Below are 16,716 nucleotides of genomic sequence, written 5' to 3'. Positions count from 1 at the left end.
ACGAATTTGCACGAATATAAGCAAGCATTTCTTAAAAATTAGATAAACAAAAAGGTGCCCGCTTTCGCAGACACCTTTCTCATATCTTCTAAAACTGAAATTATGCAGGCATATCAGGTAAGCTCCAAGGCTTACGGTAAGTATGCTTGATTAATTCAGCTGCAAAGTCTTTTGCAGGAACAGGATCAGTCCAGGTTTTGTGGAACGTTGGGTGACCATCATGAATTTCAAAGCCATCTTTGATAACAACTTTGATTTCTTCACTGTCAGTAAGGTTGGTGAATTGCATGTTTTCGCCATCCCAATCCAGTTCTTTGTTCAGCGACTGTAAACGAACGCCAAGAACACCCATAACAACCATTTCGTTGAATGGACCTGCTTCTTTAAAGTCAGATGCAGTTGGGACACGGTTTTCAGCACTTTCTTTACATGCGCGTACCCAATCCATTTCGTGGCTGGTTTCTACACGGCGACGGAATTTAGGTGCATTAGGTGTGCGACCCGACAATAACCATGGGTTTACACCATAACATCCGCAAATCAGTTTGTCTTTTGTTCCGTGGAAAATTACACCACCACCCTGATCGTTCGGATTTTTACCATCTGGCCATCCTTCAGGAAGCATTGGCTTAATTCCACCATCGTACCAATGTACATCAACCTGAGGAAGCGTGTTTTTCTTCAAACCTTTCCATGGTTTGCCTGCACTTGCCTTACGTTCTGGGTAAGTCAGTTTTACCGACTGGGCAGTAGGAGCACAGTCTTGTAACAACACTGTTGAGTTTCCTTGAGTATGAATAGGATAACCTAAATCAAGACCAACGAATACGGGGTGAAGAATATGGCAAGCCATATCGCCAAGAGCACCAGTACCGTAATCCCACCAGCCACGCCAGTTCCATGGGTGATAAACCTGGTTGTAAGGACGCATTTTTGCAGGTCCGGTAAACAGATCCCAATCCAAAGTATCAGGAACCCAGTCGCCTCTTTCAGGAGTGTTTAAACCCTGAGGCCAGATAGGACGGTCGGTAAAAGCTTCAACTTTTGTTACTTCACCAATTTCGCCGTTAGCGATCCATTCGGTGGTAAGGTTTACACCTTCGCCCGACGATCCCTGGTTACCCATCGATGTGGCTACTTTGTACTTGTCGGCCAGTTTTGTAAGCAGGCGAGATTCGTAAACCGAGTGAGTTAATGGCTTTTGCACATAAACGTGCTTACCCATAGTAATAGCATGAGCAGCAACAATTGCGTGTGTGTGGTCGGCAGTTGCAACTACTACACCGTCAATGCTGTCACCCAACTCGTCATACATTTCTCTCCAGTCTTTGTACTTTTTGGCGCCCGAGTATCTTTTAAATACAGGTGCTGAGTACTTCCAGTCAACATCACATAAACCAACGATGTTTTCCGACTCCAGGTTTTTCAGGTTAGCAAAACCCATACCTCCAACACCAACACCGGCAATATTTAGCTTGTCGCTTGGTGCTTTATGACCAAGGCCTGCTACTGCGTGGCGCGGAACAATTGTAAATCCTGCAGCTGCAGCTGCTGTTGTACCAAGAAATGCTCTTCTTGATACAGATGTCATTTTTGATTTTTCCTCCATAACAATATTAAATTTAATCGGATAGGTATTAAATATTCTTGAAATATATTCCAAAAAAACGGTTAAATATAGTGATAGTTAAGTGCTTTTCAATAAAGAATGTTGAGAAACAAGTATAAAAACGAAAATAAACCGGTGCCCGGACGAGCGGTATTTTTTGTTCGTGGAAACGAATAATCTTCAACATCAGCGGTTTACTGCTTTATGTATAGCTTTTGTCTATTTCGCTTAAAAAAAATCAATTTGACACGCGCTGTATTTCAATTTACATTTGCATGTAATCTTTAAAAAATAAAAAACGAAAAAATCATGAAATCAGTAGGAGATAAATTTCCAAAGTTTAAAAAAACTGCAGTATTAGCAGATAACCAATTCGGAGAAGTAACATCAGAAGATCATAAGAAAGCAGGCAAGTGGATGGTAATCTACTTCTACCCAAAAGATTTTACTTTTGTATGCCCAACCGAAATTGTGGAGTTTAACAACAACCACGCAAAATTTGAAGAGTTAAATGCTGAGTTATATGGTGTGTCAACCGATACTGCCGAGGTTCACCTGGCATGGAAATCGAACGACCCGCGTTTGGCTAATCTTACCTACCCGTTAATTGAAGATACTTCTAAGTCATTGTCCAAAAAATTGGGTATCTTACAACCTGGAAGCGTTGCTTACCGTGCTACGTTTATTGTTGATCCTGAAGGAATAATTCAGTGGGTAAACTGTAACAACGATGCAACCGGCCGTAACGTTGCCGAAGTATTAAGAGCTTTGGAAGCTACTCAAAATCCTGGTTTAACCGGATGTAACTGGCAGCCAGGAGACAATACACTATAGAAGGTAAAACTTAAAATCTAGAAATTATGTCAGTAAGAAAAGTAAACTCAGTTTGGAACGGAACTCTTAAAGAGGGAAAAGGAAATATGAACATCACCGGTTATAGCGGGCCGTTTACTTTTGCATCGCGTTTTGAAGATGGAAAAGGAACCAACCCCGAAGAACTGGTAGGTGCAGCACACTCAGGTTGTTACTCAATGTTTTTAGCAGCTCTTATCAGCGGCGAAGGATTAACTCCTGAAAGCGTTGAAACAGAAGCAGCCGTTACGCTTGGTCAGGTAGATGGCGGACCGGCCATTACCAACATTAAATTAACCAACGTTACAAAATGCGAAGGTTTGTCGCAAGAGAAATTTGACGAGCTTGCAGCTGCGGCTAAAGCTAAATGCCCGATTTCGCGTTTGTATGCCGGCGGTACTGCCGAAATTGAATTAGACGCAAAATTGGTTTAAAAGAGAAAGTCATAAATTGCATATAAGAGAGGGAGTCAGAGATGGCTCCTTTTTTTGTTCTCGCTTGTTAAGCACTTTAATTTCGAAAGACTACCTGTAAATTTTGGATATATTGAGAATGTCAAGGTTCTCTTTTACCCCTTTGGCTATCGCCATTTCCCCTCACGAGGGGAAACATCGGCAAGGCTGGGCAGGAAACTATGATGATAAACTGAAAGAGTTTTCAGCGCTCGCTCCCCTTTTGAGGGGAGCTCCCGATAGGGAGAGGGGTAGATAGAAATTCTTCTTCAGGCTTCTGTCTTCCGTCTTCCACCCAATTCTTAACCTACTTATCCATCCACTTCTTAAAACCCGAAACCTTATCGCGGCTAACGATAACATCTTCGTCCAGCTCGGCAGCCAGTTTTAGTTTTAGCCGGGTAGAGGAATAGCCCACAATTTCGTTAATGCAGTTAATGTTTACCAGGTAATTACGGCTAATGCGGAAGAATTGATCGGGGTCGACCATTTTTTGCAGCTGATCGAGCGAAAAGTCAAGATCGTAGGTTTTGCCTTCCATGGTTTTTATAAATGTGCTGCGTTCCTGCACAAAAAAGCAACAGATTTTACTTACCTGTATCGACTGAAAACGGTTACCGATTTTAATAAAGAACCGCGACTTGTAAGTTCTCGACAACTGCTCGATCACTTTAGCCACCTTGTCTTCCAACAGTTGGTGCTGACCATATAACTCCGTGTATTTCTCCATAGCCGAGCGCAAAGCTTCCAGCTCGATGGGTTTTAGCAGGTAGTCAACGCTGTTTACTTTAAAGGCACGAATGGCGTATTCGTCAAAAGCAGTGGTAAAAATTATCGGAGCTTTTATTTCCAGCTCATCAAAAACTTCGAATGAAAGTCCATCGTCGAGCTGAATGTCCATAAAAACCAGATCGGGAGCAGGATTCTCAGCAAACCAGTTCACCGCTTCTTCCACCGATTCCAACACCGCAAGCACCTCCGCTTCCGGGGCGATGGTGTGTAACTGCTGCATCAGCTTTTCCGCAGCAAAGTGCTCGTCTTCTACAATTACTACCTTCATTTGCTTTGGTTGTTCAGTTTTAATGGCACTTTCACAATAAATTCATCAGCAGTCTCCTGTGTTTCCACTTCGCGGTTCAGGATGAGCTTGCATCGTTCGTTCAGGTTTTTTAAGCCGATTTTCGATGAGGCAGCCAGTTGCATACGTTGGCGCAGGTCGTTGCGCACCACCAGTTTGTCAATTCCTTCAAAATGAATAGTGATGAGCAGCGGCTCTTTGCGTGTGGCAACGTTGTGTTTTATGGCGTTTTCAACCAGCATTTGTAACGACACCGGGATGATCTTCGCGGTTCCTGTTTCTTCAAAATCGATTTTGAGCTCTATTTTCTCGCCGTCGCGAATTTTCTGCAAGTAAAAAAAGTCTTTTACAAATTCCATTTCGGCAGCCAGCGGAACAAGGTCTTTCTCCTGGTTCTCGAGCACATAACGGTACACGGCCGAAAGTTTATGAATAAATTTATCCGACAACGCAGGATTGGAACTTACCAGCGACGACAGCGTGTTTAAACTGTTGAACAGGAAATGCGGATTCACCTGCGTTTTCAGCGTCTCGTACTGAAAAATAAGCTTCTCTTCCTTTAGTTTCTGCATGCGTTTAACGGTGTCGGCCCATTGCGTGTAGAAAAAGAAGAGGGCACCCACGGCAAAACCAATTCCGGCAGCGGTTAAAAACGACCGCAACTCGGCATGCATAAGGCTGGGGATAAACTCCGAAAATGGCGCTCCGCCCCTCCAAAAGTGCCAGGCGAAAAGTGTAAGGAACAATGCTGAGGCAATAAGCAGCACCGTAAAGTAAAAGAGCACCAAACGAATGATGGTTTTCCTTATGGCTCCCGGTGTGTCGGGATCGACCGACTTGAAAAAACGATTGCCCAGGTACAGGAACAGCTCCAGCTGGATAAAAGTTAGCAGTACCATGTTCCACAAGCCTTGCGACGCAATACGTTGAAAAAGCACCAGGCTAAAAACAATGCTGATGGCAACTGCACCCGCCAGGATAGCCACGTGCTTGAGCACTTGTTTTTTTGTTTGTTTATGTAGTTGAAAGTTTGCCATGGTTTCGGTTTATGAAGATAATAAAAAACTGTTTCTGAAAAACACTTTGTAAGGCAGCCGGTCAATTACAACCGGCCACCTCTAATCTCAATAATCAGATCAAAGAAAGATTGTTTTCATGAATTTATTTTTGCTTGTTCAAAGATGCAGCAAACACTGTTTTTCTGAAAAAAAGAATTGCTGAGTGGGGGAATTTGGGGTACGAATGGGAAAGAGAAAGTCACTAGTCACAGGTCACTGGCTATTGGTCATTAGTCACTTGGAAATTTGAATACTGAACGTACCCCCCGGCTTTCTCCGGTCCTTCTTCGAAGCCCCCGGCTTTCTCCGGTCCTTCTTCGAAGCCACCGGCTCCAGCCGTCCCCCTACAGGTAGGGGGACAGTTGAGGCCGCCATCCCGATTTATCGGGTTAGGCTGAAACGGGGGGTATATGTTTCAAATAGCATTCATTATGCGTATAAACATAAGCTCACATCTCAACATTAACGCAACCTTTTTCTATTTTTAATCATCTAAAAATCAAAAACATATTAAACCACTGCCAAATGAAAACAATAGCCACAAAGTGCACTTCCTTATTTTTTCTGCTGTTGCTATTCGTTGCTGCAGGTTGCAACAAAGACGAAAATGATATCAACGAAAATCTTACCGATGGATTTTGTATTACATCAAATGGCGAAGTTGTTTTAACGCATAATGATTTTGAATACTACGATTATTCCACTCATCTGATTTATTTAAATGATAATAAGTCGTTTGTTGAGGATTTTGAAAACCTTGGAGAATTTACAGTCTTTGCAAAGGAAGAGGAAATATACAGTGGTGAGACCTGGCCGGGTTATTCGTCTTCGATGCCTATCGGTCCGATAATTAGTACCCATCCTTCTTTTTATGGCGACAATATCGTTTCGATTGGATTTATGCTCTACCTCGATTCATTGGGTAACTTTTTACCTGATCCACGCGAAGATGAAAGAATTGTTGAGGCACTAAAAGAGTACGATCAGTTTCATGCCGGATTGAGTTGTGAAATCACATCAGTTGAGTACGTATCTTCAACAAACGTAACAGTTAAACTACTGCTAAAAAATAACGACGATTTCAATTACTATTATATCGATCCTGAAAAAACCGGGATTGGCCTTTTTCACTATTTTACAAATGGATTATACATCCGGAATTTTAGTACCTATGAGATGTATGAGCATAAAATTGAGACAGTTTCGGCCGACCCATGGAATAGCTGGGATATAGATTGGTTGTCGGTAATTGGTGGTAACCAGAGCAAAGAAATTACAATTACCTATAGCAATTTTGAAGCTGTACCACCGGGGCAATACAAAGCTACTTTCGAATTTCCCGGGCTAGGTTTTCAGGTGAGTAAGGCAGCTATTAATCAAGCCAATGGCCAGATTTGGTTGGGCAGCCTGAGAATGCAGAAGGAGATTACTATTGAGTAAAAGCAACTCCGATGCTGCTAATTAAATGCAAAAACGAAATGAGATGAAGAAGAATTTACTACTGATAATTTTAGCTTCGATACTAACATGCTGTGAAAAGGAAGAAGGAACAATTGGTTATGATGCGATAGAATTGGATACATACGTTATTGAAAACTATTTGTATGATGCCAAACAATTATACTTTCATGAAGTATATCAGGATAGTACTCACTTTAACTATAACGATCCAATTCTTGATGATAAGGAAATAGATAAAGTTTTAAAAATTATTCAGGCAGTATATGATTCTCACTCCCCCGAGCGGGATACGGTGTTCGATGTATATCAAATTCATGGTTATTATTGCTACAGTTTTAATTCAATCAGCTTGAAAGTAAAAACAGAATTATCCGAGATACAAAACTTATCCAATAAGATAATTCCAACAGGAGAAACTTCATTAGATAATATATTGAGTACTTATAATTTTGATTCTGTTAGAACTGCTTATAGTTATCCTCGTTTTCCGTGGTTGACTGTTTATACTGACGACGAATATAATATGATAACCGTTGAAAAAGAATTTAACTATATTGAATCTGTTTTAACTGCTGAATTTAATCATGGATGTATTGGCGACGGAAACACCATAACCTTAACAAGGAATAATGAGTCGGCTACAATTATTTTTAGCATTGGCAGTGGTGATTGTCCGGCAGGATGCATATATCATCGATATTGGGAATTTAAGGTTTCAAATGGAATCGCAAGATTTATAAAGGCTTATTGATCTTTTGCCGGAGCAAATACCCTTTGCCCAATTCCCAAAACCAGGTAAAACTACCCGCATAAAACCAGGTAATTCTACGGTTGACATGCATTTAATTATGTTGTAGTTTTGATATGTTAAATATCAAATGTCAATAAAATGAATGCCAAAACACTCGTCGCAAACGCGCGAAACCTTAAACTCAAGTATAAAAATCCCTTTCATCAACCGATGAACGCCAGAATAAAGTTTTAAGCAACCTTGCATTTTTCGATGAAAGGCTAAACGGAGTTCATTTTTAGCTTTCATTATTCGATGAAAACCTGAATTGAAATGAAGACAGCCTTTCATCCACCGATGAAAGGCTGAAACCAAAAAGAAACAAGCCTTCATCAGTTGATGAAACTTAGAATGAAAGTTTGGTGAAGTCTTCATCGCCCGGTGCTTTCTAACAATAGACATTAATTTGATTAGCTCCAGCTCAAATGAGCGATATTTTTTTCTTTCCCAACTTAATGGAGGGAATATTTAAGTAAAAATTATTTCAAATACATTAAAACATTTTTAAATGGAAATCTTAAAAATTAAACTCACAAACCTTCGCAACGAAGAACACAAGAATTTTCACACCGAAGTAAACGACCTTGTCGTTCGTTTTACGGTTGAAGCCTTAAAAATTCAACGCTATTATCCTGCTTTTACGGCGGCATTGGATGCCGAAGCCGAAGCCCTGGATGTGGTGCAGAAAAGTATGTTTACCGGCCCGATTGCCGATGCCGACCACACCCGCGACACCACTACGCTGGGAATGGAAGATATGGTTGACGCGGCATTGCGCCATTTTAACCCCGATGTGCGCGCGGCCGCCCGTCGCCTGAAAATTGTTTTCGATAGTTTCAAAGGTATCACCACAAAACCTTACGATGCGCAAACAGCTGCTACCGATGTGTTGCTTACTCAGTTGCAAACTACCTACCGAACCGATATGCAAATGGTAGGCCTTACCGACTGGGCAACCGAGCTAACGGCCAACAACCAGGCGCTGAAAAACCTGGTGGGCGAACGCTACACCGACGAAACAGGCAAACCGCCCCTAAATATGAAAGAAGCCCGCAAACAACTCGACGCTGCCTACCGCAACGTAGCCAAACTGGTTGATTGTTTAATGTTTGTTGAAGGCCCCGAAGCCTACGAAGCTTTTGTTGCCGAACTTAACGAACGTATCGATAAATACAATACCAACATGAGTTTGCGCGATGGCCGTAATGCTGAGGATGAAGTGGAAGAATAGAATGATAGTTTTTGCACCGAGGCTTTAGCCCGGTGGTTAGTGTTGTTAAATGGATTGGCTTTAGCCGTTAATAGTATAAAATTAAATGCTAAAGCCATTTTCATGTACTCTAAGAAATCACCGGGCTAAAGCACGGTGCAAACGATAGTTGCTAAATCAATATTGTAATTGGAGCTTTCAATTTGTATCCGGTGATGATTGTCTAATCCTCCGTCCCGATAATATCGGGACACCTCCTTTACATAAAGGAGGACGCGTCCCCCCTGGCGAAGAGCCTGTCCCGATTGTAACATCGGGAGGGAATAAATGGGGAATTGATAGCCATAAAAAAATCCGGTCCCAAAAAAAGACCGGATTTTCTATTTCTTAAGCTTGTAGCTTGAAACTTGCGTCTTGCAACTAGAAGCTATTTCTTTTTATTCGCTACTTCAATATTCACTTTCTGGCCTCTGAAGCGGGCATTTTTGAAAGCTTTTGTAATTTCTTTTTCGTAGTTCGAGTCGATCTCGAAGAAGGAGAAACCTTTCAGCACTTCAATGCTGCCAATATCGATACTTTTTCCCGGGGTATTCTGGTTAATCAAATCGATGATTGCACGTTTGTTAACGCCGCTCTTTTTACCCAGGCTAAAGAAGAAACGCGACATGTTACCACCATTGCCTCTTCGTGCTCTGCCACGATCTCCGCGCTCACGGTCTCCGCCGCGCTCGCGGTTTCCACGTTCACCACGCTCACGTCCGTCGCGTCCACCTCTGCGGCGGTCGCCACGATCGCTACGCATCGATTCTTTTTCGCGCGCCTCGTCAACGTTAATATCCTTGGCGTTTTCGTAGTATTGTAAAAAGCGGTTAAACTCTACCGATACAAAGTGTTTGATCAGCTCTTCGCGCTCCAGCCATGCCAGTTTTTTGTAGATAACCGGCATAAACTCTGCAATCTGCTCGTTGTTTACTTCCACTTTTTCCACCCTGTCGATGAGGTTGAAAAGCTGCTTCTCGCAAATTTCTTTTCCCAGCGGAACCGGAATTTTCGTGAATTGTTTGCCCATTTTCTTCTCCACATCGCGAAGTTTACCTTTTTCGCGCATGTGAATCAGTGTAATGGAAATTCCCTTTTTACCGGCACGTCCTGTCCTTCCGCTTCGGTGAATATACACTTCAGGGTCGTCGGGCAGGTTATAGTTAATAACGTGGGTCAGTTCGTTCACATCCAGTCCGCGTGCAGCCACATCGGTAGCCACCAACATTTGCAGGTGTTTGCTACGGAAACGCGACATAACGTGGTCGCGCTGTGCCTGCGACAAATCGCCGTGCAATGCGTCGGCATTGTATCCGTCCTGCATCAGTTTGTCGGCCACATCTTTAGTTTCGGCACGTGTACGGCAGAAAATAATCCCGTAAATGTTCGGGTTAATATCGGCAACACGTTTTAATGCAATGTAACGGTCTTTGGCGTGTACCAGGTAATAGTTGTGCTCTACGTTTTCAGCGGCAGTGTTTCTTTTGCCCACTGTAACTTCGTGCGGATCGGCCATGTATGTATTGGCAATTCGTACGATCTCTTTTGGCATTGTAGCCGAAAACAACAGTGTTTGTTTTTCTGCCGGAGTATCTTTCAAAATGGCATCAAGGTCGTCCTTGAATCCCATCGAAAGCATTTCGTCGGCCTCGTCGAGTACCAACCACTGGATTTCGTTTACTTTTAATTTACTCCTTTTTATCAGGTCGAGTGTACGGCCCGGTGTTCCCACAACGATTTGGGCACCACTCTCAAGCTCTTTAATCTGTTTCCTGATGTCGGAGCCGCCATATAAAGTGGCAATTTTTGCTCCTTTGATATTCTTCGAGAAATTCTCAAGGTCTTTTGCTATTTGTAAAGCAAGCTCGCGTGTCGGACTAAGTATTAAAGCCTGTGGGGCTTTTACCGAACAATCGAACTGCTGAACAATGGGTAAGCCAAATGCCGCTGTTTTTCCCGTTCCTGTTTGTGCCAAGGCAACCATATCCTGGTCGTTTTCCAGTAGAAACGGAATTGTTTGTTCCTGGATTGGCGTGGGATTCTCAAAACCAAGTTCCTGGATCGCCCCCAGAATTTCGGCTTTTAACCCCATTGTTTCGAATAAACTCATAATCAATTTTTTAAAGTGGCCGCAAAGGTATTCTTTTTATTTGTATTTCAGAGGTTTATATCCTCTTGTTTCTTAAATTTAACTTTGGGTGTTCGCTTTGTATAAATCACACAGAAAATCTGGGAGATAGCAATTTCAGGTAATGTAGAGTTAATCGGCTTTTCTGCCTGCCGGCGGCCAAACTATTTGGCTTAATCCAAATAGTATGCACAAAGATCAAGGCTGCTTTTGATCTTCACCCTACATTTTCATAAAACCTAAGTTCGGACGGGTGATCTCCTCAATTCTTCGGAGCTTCCCGCTCTCACTAAGATTTTATTTCAACTTCGGGCAAAGACCAAAAGAGGCCGTTCCACTGATGTAACGACAGCTACATCAAAGCTTGGCCTCGGCCGGTGAGCCGGAAAACAAGTGGTGATGGCGTAAAAATTACTGTTGTGTGAGGAGGTACGACTGCCTGTCCCGATCGTAGCATCGGGAAGTTTCAGGAATTTTAGCCGGCATCACGTAGCTTTTCCGAGGGAAGCGGGCGCAGCCTTGGGTTTTCTGTCTACTCTTTGGGCTAAACCAAAGAGTAGAATCTGCCTGATAAGGCGAAAAGTCTGTTTTTTGCATGCCCCTCAAATTCACTTCTTTTTTAGGTTGATCTCTTTGTATTCGATAAAACAATAGGTGCATTGTATGACAATTACCATTTTTAACACCGAAATGGCTTTAAATTCTTTCCAAACGTGTATTTTTGTTAGTGTTCATATGTAAAACACGTGTTAGATATGAAACACAGAAAGCCCATGAAAAGAATACTTCAAACTCAGATACTTGTATTGCTGTTCCTCTGTTTTTCCGGTTTGGAAATAAAAGCACAGGAAAACGACAGTATTGTTCCGATAGAAAACCCACAGCGTTTTTTACGTAAAATCGATCTTTCGGAAGTTACTCACAACGGCCTGAAATTGTGGCAAGACGACTTCTCGGGTCACTGGGTTGGCATCGATTTTGGTTTTAACATGCTGCTTAACGAAGATTACACCGGATACCAGGCGAAGTTTATGGATAACGATGTTTTTCGCTCGAATTCGGCGTATTTCAACTTTTTACAACAAAGTATCGGCTTGCAGAAAAACAGGAATACCATTGGCCTGGTTACCGGGCTGGGGCTGCAATTGCAGAGCTATCGCCTGGATGATAATACCACAATTGTAAAAGGTAACGATGGGGTGATATCGCCCGAATACCTGTATTTTAACGATAACCAAAAATCGAAGCTGGCAGTTGAGATGATCACGCTACCCTTGCTTCTTGAATTTCAGATTCCCATCAATCATTACGATAACCGCCTGTTTTTTTCAGCCGGTGTGGTGGGAAGTGTAAGGCTGAGTAGTCACACTAAAATAAAGTATAAAGAAGAAAAGAAAGAGAAATTAAAGGTGGTGGATGATTTTTCGATGCACCGTTTTAAATACTCGGTAATGGTGCGAACCGGCTACCGCTGGTTTAATGTATTTGCCAGCTACGATTTGGTGCCGCTGTTTAAAACCGATAAAGGGCCTGAACTTACGCCATTTACTTTTGGTATCACCTTATTCCAATTATAAACAAGAACAAGCTAAACCTAACAGAATGAACGCTAAACCTTATGTGTTGGAACAAACCAACTGGAAACAAGTAAAAAATCAAAAATACGATGTGGCTATTTTGCCCTGGGGTGCCACCGAGCCGCATAATTTCCATTTGCCCTACGGAACCGATTCGCTGGAGACGGCAAAAATTGCCGAGCAGGCAGCCGGTAAAGCCTGGGAAAAAGGCGCAAAAGTAATGGTGCTTCCGGTAATTCCCTTGGGCGCACAAAACATGGGGCAGATTGATATGCCGTTTTGTTTGCACACCAAACCTTCTACCCAATTGATTATTCTGAAAGATCTGTTAACGGCTTTAAGTAGGCAAGGAATAAAAAAGCTGGTGTTAATGAACGGCCATGGCGGAAATGATTTTAAACCGTTGGTGCGTGAGTTACAACCGCAGTTTCCCGATGTGTTTATATCGTTGGTGGAGTGGTTTCGAATGATCGATCAGGAGGATTATTTTGAGGAAGCCGGCGACCATGCCAACGAAATGGAGACAAGCATTATCATGCATTTTTTCCCCGGGTTGGTTCTGCCGCTTGACGAGGCAGGTGACGGAGATGCAAAAGCTTTCAAACTTCAGGGGCTGAAAAACAAAACAGCCTGGGCACCGCGCCAATGGGATAAGGTTTCGGCCGATACCGGTGTTGGAAATCCGAAAAAAGCCACCGCCGAAAAAGGGAGAAGGTTTGTAGATGATGTGACCACGCAAATAGCTGATTATTTTGTGGAACTGGCGGCTTGTGATCTTGAGGATATGTATGAGTAAAAAGATCGAGGTTTAAGATGCTAACATTTTCTTATGATTTATAACCAATCTTTCGTCTTTCTTTTTCCGGAGGATTTATGAGGTAACGAAGTGCAGTAAATACTTCTTTGAATTGTTCATCGTATTTTTTCTCCATTTCATCAAGACGATGAATTAATTCCGAATTTTGGACTGCGAATTTCCGCAGTTGCACAAATGCCCGGATAATTTCAACATTTACCTGAATGGCTTTTTTACTTTTAAGTACGCTCGATAACATTGCAACACCCTGTTCTGTAAAAACAAATGGAGCATAAGTTGTTGGTTTCCAGTCAAAGGTCACTGTTTGTGACCTTAGTTTCTCTAATTCATGTTGAGTGAGTTCAAACATAAAATCTTCAGGAAATCTTGAATGATTTCGCCTTACAGCTTGCTTAAGAACCTTTGTCTCAACTTCATAAAGTTCAGCCAGATGAAAGTCCAGCATTACCCGTTGTCCTCTTATTTCAACAATACGCGTTTGAATAATTTGGAGATCCATTTAAGTAAAGATTGATTATTCGTTTTTAAATATACAAAATTTACAAAAGTCATTAATAATCATTGGAAAAATCCTTAAGATTTCAGTTATTTCGGCAACAAATTAATTGGTCAAGAGAAATGAAACGAGCATCATCAAAAGCTTCTTTAGTACTCAGAGGCATGACTATGCGAGTTACATGAGTCTCCATTAAAATAAACAATTGTAGACGAATGAAATTATTACTGCTAAGCAACTCAACAATGCCGGGCGAACCTTACCTGGATTACCCGAAAAACGAGATAAAAAAATTCCTGGGCGAAAAGTCGGTAACTGCGGTTTTTATTCCGTATGCAGCCGTTACTTTTTCGTTTGATACCTACTGCGAAAAAGTGGAAGAACGTTTTGCCGAATTGGGGCATCACATTAAAGGTATCCATACATTTAAAAATCCGGTGAAAGCAATTGAAGAAGCCGAAGCCATTGTTGTTGGTGGCGGAAACACCTGGCAGCTGGTGCGTATGATGCACGATCAGAAGTTGATGAACCCGATCCGCGAACGTGTGTACAACGGAGCTCCTTACATTGGCTGGAGTGCAGGATCAAACGTGGCCTGCCCAACATTGCGCACCACCAACGATATGCCGATTATCGATCCGCTGGGATTTGACTGTATTAATATGGTACCTTTCCAGATCAATCCGCACTACCTGGATGCCAATCCTGAAGGACACGGAGGCGAAACCCGTGAACAGCGGATTACCGAATTTCTTGAAATTAATCCGAATTGCTACGTGGCAGGCTTGCGCGAAGGAACCATGTTTAAAGTAGAAGACGGAAAAATTGAAATGATTGGTGAGAGAAGTTGCCGCATCTTTAGAAAAGGGCAGGAACCTTATGAGTTAAAGGCCGGCGACGATTTTAGCTTTTTACTGCCATAAATTGGAACACATTATAAAGTAACCGGATAATTATTATCCGGTTTTTTTATTCCTGTAGTTAACATTAAATCGGGCTGTATCTCGGGTTCGATGCTTGTTAGTCCCAGAAACTATTACTTACCTTTGTGCCAAACTTAGTACAAATGGAACTACTGGGAAATAGTTATTTTGCCCTCTTTGTAATTATTGCACTGGGCTTTATCGTTGGCCGTATCAAGGTTTTCGGGCTGTCGCTTGATGTGTCGGCAGTGATTTTTGTAGCCCTTGTTTTTGGTCACTACGGCATAGTTATTCCAAAGGATTTCCAGTACCTTGGTTTGGTACTGTTTATTTTTACCATTGGAATTCAGGCTGGTCCCGGTTTCTTCGAGTCGTTTAAAAAAGAGGGGCGGCAACTGGCCGGATTTGCATCTTTGCTAATTGTACTGGCATCGGTAATAACCGTTTTTATTATCACCGTTTTTAAAATTGACCCGAATATTGCGGTTGGTCTGTTAACCGGTTCGTTAACCAGTACGCCGGGTTTAGCTGCGGCTATCGATTATACCGGCTCGCCACTGGCATCAATCGGTTATGGTGTGGGCTATCCGTTTGGAGTTATCGGTGTAATCCTGTTTATTCGCTTCCTTCCTAAAATATTGGGTACTTCCATTGCTAAAGCTGAAGAAGAACATCTTGCGGTTTTAAAAGATGAATTTCCGGAGGTAGTAAAACGCAATTTTGTTGTTGAAAACGAAAATGTTGTTGGCAAAACCATCGGAGAGTTACGTATCCGGTTTATGACCAAGGCCGTTGTTTCGCGCGTGGTGCACGATGGTGTTGCTGTTACTCCAACTCCCCAAACTTTTTTACTGAAAGGTGATTTAATAAAAGCTGTAGGAACCGAAGAAGCGCTAAAAAATGTGGAGTTACTGATCGGACCTCAAACTGAACAGGAAATTTCAATCGACGCGAAATACGATGTTCGGTCGGTGCTGGTAACCAATAAAGAGGTGGTGAATAAAACCGTTGGGCAGATCAATCTGCTGCATACCTATGGTGCAACGATTACCCGTATTCGCCGTGCAGGTATTAATATTGTGCCAAGTCCCAGTTCGAAACTGCAGTTTGGAGATAAACTTGTAATTGCCAGTAGCCGTGCCAATATGGATATGGTTTCAAGAATATTTGGTAACGACCAAAAACGTTTGTCCGACACTGATATTTTGCCGGTAGCTCTCGGTATTATTCTTGGAGTATTGGTTGGGAAAATCAGTATTGCCATGGGAACCTTTGCCTTTAGCCTGGGACTTACCGGAGGTGTGCTTGTTGTAGCTTTGGTATTGAGTCGTATAGGTAAAACCGGCCCGATTTTATGGACCATGACAGGCGCAGCCAACCAGTTGGTTCGTCAGTTTGGTTTGTTGCTTTTTCTTGCAGCAGTTGGAACAGGCGCCGGGCAAAAAATCGTGGAAACATTTAATCAATACGGAATTGAGCTGTTCCTGTACGGAGGTGTCATTACCATTCTGCCAATGATTGTGGCAGGAATTCTCGGGAAGTATTTCTTTAAAATGAACATTCTAACACTGCTGGGGGCTATCAGCGGAAGTATGACAAGCACGCCGGGTTTGGCAGCTGCCGATTCGATGACCGACACCAACGCGCACTCCATAGCCTATGCCACGGTTTACCCGGTAGCAATGGTGTTGCTGATTATTTGTGTTCAGCTGATTACGATGTTTTTCTAGTTATTTTTCGTACGACGCCGGATCTAAAGCAGCTGGCGACCAGTTTTTCAGAAAACGTAAGATCTTGTCTTTGTCGTAACTTTTATCCTTTTCTAAATAGGCCGAGTTTTGCGTGTGGATACGTTTGCCTGTTTCATCCAGAATAACAAAAACAGGGAAGCCGAATCGTTGCGGGAATTCGAGTTCTGCCAACAGTTGTTCCTGGCGGTTGTTCTGATCGTAATTTACTTTTACCACCTCAAAATTATCTTCCACAAAAGAACTTAGTTCTTCATCATCATGCACAAAATTGTGGAATTTGATACACCAGGGGCACCAGTTTCCGCCAATTTGAAGGAATACATGTTTGTTAGCTTTTTGAGCGGCATCAACAGCCTCGGCAATGTCCTTTTTGGCATCAGCAGTAGTGTCGTAAATCTTCTGTTCCTGTGCACATATTAGCAGTGGCAAAATCATTACAAGGCTAAGAACTATTGTTTTAAGGTGTTTCATCGTT

At 42.4% G+C, this 16,716-nt stretch carries 15 protein-coding genes; 9 read left to right on the top strand and 6 right to left on the bottom strand.

What is annotated here, in order from left to right; all coding sequences use genetic code 11:
- Nucleotides 1-100: 100 nt before the first annotated feature.
- Nucleotides 101-1,609 (bottom strand): Gfo/Idh/MocA family protein, encoded by a 1,509-nt coding sequence (locus ABZB17_RS02170; protein ID WP_372647858.1) that lies wholly within the window; start codon nucleotides 1,607-1,609, stop codon nucleotides 101-103.
- 309 nt (nucleotides 1,610-1,918) lie between these two features.
- Between ABZB17_RS02170 and ABZB17_RS02165 the strand changes: the two genes are divergently transcribed.
- Both ABZB17_RS02165 and ABZB17_RS02160 read left to right on the top strand, forming a co-directional pair.
- Nucleotides 1,919-2,443 (top strand): peroxiredoxin, encoded by a 525-nt coding sequence (locus ABZB17_RS02165; protein ID WP_198152470.1) that lies wholly within the window; start codon nucleotides 1,919-1,921, stop codon nucleotides 2,441-2,443.
- 26 nt (nucleotides 2,444-2,469) lie between these two features.
- On the top strand, nucleotides 2,470-2,895 hold the full coding sequence (locus ABZB17_RS02160; RefSeq protein ID WP_045031270.1) for an OsmC family peroxiredoxin: 426 nt from the start codon (nucleotides 2,470-2,472) through the stop codon (nucleotides 2,893-2,895).
- A gap of 325 nt (nucleotides 2,896-3,220) precedes the next feature.
- On the opposite strand, the gene ABZB17_RS02155 is transcribed toward ABZB17_RS02160, so the two are convergent.
- Both ABZB17_RS02155 and ABZB17_RS02150 read right to left on the bottom strand, forming a co-directional pair.
- Nucleotides 3,221-3,973, bottom strand: coding sequence for a LytR/AlgR family response regulator transcription factor (locus ABZB17_RS02155; RefSeq protein ID WP_372647856.1), 753 nt, complete (start codon nucleotides 3,971-3,973; stop codon nucleotides 3,221-3,223).
- Nucleotides 3,970-5,028, bottom strand: a complete 1,059-nt coding sequence (locus ABZB17_RS02150) for a sensor histidine kinase (RefSeq protein WP_372647854.1) — start codon at nucleotides 5,026-5,028, stop codon at nucleotides 3,970-3,972. The genes ABZB17_RS02155 and ABZB17_RS02150 overlap by 4 nt, the downstream gene beginning before the upstream one ends.
- Before the next feature lie 546 nt (nucleotides 5,029-5,574).
- Between ABZB17_RS02150 and ABZB17_RS02145 the strand changes: the two genes are divergently transcribed.
- From ABZB17_RS02145 to ABZB17_RS02135, 3 genes are all read left to right on the top strand, one after another.
- A complete protein-coding gene (locus ABZB17_RS02145; RefSeq protein ID WP_372647853.1) occupies nucleotides 5,575-6,489 on the top strand; it encodes a hypothetical protein in 915 nt (304 codons plus the stop codon).
- 43 nt (nucleotides 6,490-6,532) lie between these two features.
- A complete protein-coding gene (locus ABZB17_RS02140) occupies nucleotides 6,533-7,261 on the top strand; it encodes a hypothetical protein (RefSeq protein WP_372647852.1) in 729 nt (242 codons plus the stop codon).
- Nucleotides 7,262-7,808: 547 nt separating this feature from the next.
- Nucleotides 7,809-8,531, top strand: a complete 723-nt coding sequence (locus tag ABZB17_RS02135; RefSeq protein WP_372647850.1) for a DUF6261 family protein — start codon at nucleotides 7,809-7,811, stop codon at nucleotides 8,529-8,531.
- Nucleotides 8,532-8,937: 406 nt separating this feature from the next.
- Here the strand turns inward: ABZB17_RS02135 and ABZB17_RS02130 are convergent, their stop codons facing one another.
- Nucleotides 8,938-10,659, bottom strand: coding sequence for a DEAD/DEAH box helicase (locus tag ABZB17_RS02130; RefSeq protein WP_372647848.1), 1,722 nt, complete (start codon nucleotides 10,657-10,659; stop codon nucleotides 8,938-8,940).
- A 773-nt stretch (nucleotides 10,660-11,432) separates the two neighbouring features.
- Between ABZB17_RS02130 and ABZB17_RS02125 the strand changes: the two genes are divergently transcribed.
- Both ABZB17_RS02125 and ABZB17_RS02120 read left to right on the top strand, forming a co-directional pair.
- Entirely contained in the window at nucleotides 11,433-12,254 is an 822-nt protein-coding gene (locus ABZB17_RS02125; RefSeq protein WP_372647846.1) for a PorT family protein, read from the top strand.
- Between the two features lie 25 nt (nucleotides 12,255-12,279).
- Nucleotides 12,280-13,050, top strand: coding sequence for a creatininase family protein (locus ABZB17_RS02120; protein WP_372647844.1), 771 nt, complete (start codon nucleotides 12,280-12,282; stop codon nucleotides 13,048-13,050).
- 31 nt (nucleotides 13,051-13,081) lie between these two features.
- On the opposite strand, the gene ABZB17_RS02115 is transcribed toward ABZB17_RS02120, so the two are convergent.
- Nucleotides 13,082-13,570: an ORF6N domain-containing protein gene (locus ABZB17_RS02115; protein WP_372647842.1), complete on the bottom strand. Its 489-nt coding sequence runs from the start codon at nucleotides 13,568-13,570 to the stop codon at nucleotides 13,082-13,084.
- Nucleotides 13,571-13,782: 212 nt separating this feature from the next.
- Here ABZB17_RS02115 and pepE point away from each other — a divergent pair, with 212 nt between their 5' ends.
- Both pepE and ABZB17_RS02105 read left to right on the top strand, forming a co-directional pair.
- Nucleotides 13,783-14,490, top strand: a complete 708-nt coding sequence (gene pepE / locus ABZB17_RS02110; RefSeq protein ID WP_372647840.1) for a dipeptidase PepE — start codon at nucleotides 13,783-13,785, stop codon at nucleotides 14,488-14,490.
- Between the two features lie 143 nt (nucleotides 14,491-14,633).
- Nucleotides 14,634-16,220 (top strand): aspartate:alanine exchanger family transporter, encoded by a 1,587-nt coding sequence (locus tag ABZB17_RS02105; RefSeq protein WP_372647838.1) that lies wholly within the window; start codon nucleotides 14,634-14,636, stop codon nucleotides 16,218-16,220.
- Here ABZB17_RS02105 and ABZB17_RS02100 read toward each other — a convergent pair whose 3' ends face one another.
- Nucleotides 16,221-16,712, bottom strand: coding sequence for a thioredoxin family protein (locus tag ABZB17_RS02100; protein ID WP_372647836.1), 492 nt, complete (start codon nucleotides 16,710-16,712; stop codon nucleotides 16,221-16,223). It lies immediately after the preceding gene.
- Nucleotides 16,713-16,716: the final 4 nt, after the last annotated feature.

The sequence above is a fragment of the Draconibacterium sp. genome (assembly GCF_041583095.1).
Classification (GTDB): Bacteria; Bacteroidota; Bacteroidia; order Bacteroidales; family Prolixibacteraceae; genus Draconibacterium.
Note: the sequence above shows the minus strand (reverse complement) of the source record. Positions and strands in the feature narration are given on the sequence as shown.

Coding starts and splice junctions, on each gene's coding strand:
- ABZB17_RS02170 (WP_372647858.1), bottom strand. CDS start 1,609: ATGGAGGAAAAATCAAAAATGACATCTGTATCAAGAAGAGCATTTCTT.
- ABZB17_RS02165 (WP_198152470.1), top strand. CDS start 1,919: ATGAAATCAGTAGGAGATAAATTTCCAAAGTTTAAAAAAACTGCAGTA.
- ABZB17_RS02160 (WP_045031270.1), top strand. CDS start 2,470: ATGTCAGTAAGAAAAGTAAACTCAGTTTGGAACGGAACTCTTAAAGAG.
- ABZB17_RS02155 (WP_372647856.1), bottom strand. CDS start 3,973: ATGAAGGTAGTAATTGTAGAAGACGAGCACTTTGCTGCGGAAAAGCTG.
- ABZB17_RS02150 (WP_372647854.1), bottom strand. CDS start 5,028: ATGGCAAACTTTCAACTACATAAACAAACAAAAAAACAAGTGCTCAAG.
- ABZB17_RS02145 (WP_372647853.1), top strand. CDS start 5,575: ATGAAAACAATAGCCACAAAGTGCACTTCCTTATTTTTTCTGCTGTTG.
- ABZB17_RS02140 (WP_372647852.1), top strand. CDS start 6,533: ATGAAGAAGAATTTACTACTGATAATTTTAGCTTCGATACTAACATGC.
- ABZB17_RS02135 (WP_372647850.1), top strand. CDS start 7,809: ATGGAAATCTTAAAAATTAAACTCACAAACCTTCGCAACGAAGAACAC.
- ABZB17_RS02130 (WP_372647848.1), bottom strand. CDS start 10,659: ATGAGTTTATTCGAAACAATGGGGTTAAAAGCCGAAATTCTGGGGGCG.
- ABZB17_RS02125 (WP_372647846.1), top strand. CDS start 11,433: ATGAAACACAGAAAGCCCATGAAAAGAATACTTCAAACTCAGATACTT.
- ABZB17_RS02120 (WP_372647844.1), top strand. CDS start 12,280: ATGAACGCTAAACCTTATGTGTTGGAACAAACCAACTGGAAACAAGTA.
- ABZB17_RS02115 (WP_372647842.1), bottom strand. CDS start 13,570: ATGGATCTCCAAATTATTCAAACGCGTATTGTTGAAATAAGAGGACAA.
- pepE (WP_372647840.1), top strand. CDS start 13,783: ATGAAATTATTACTGCTAAGCAACTCAACAATGCCGGGCGAACCTTAC.
- ABZB17_RS02105 (WP_372647838.1), top strand. CDS start 14,634: ATGGAACTACTGGGAAATAGTTATTTTGCCCTCTTTGTAATTATTGCA.
- ABZB17_RS02100 (WP_372647836.1), bottom strand. CDS start 16,712: ATGAAACACCTTAAAACAATAGTTCTTAGCCTTGTAATGATTTTGCCA.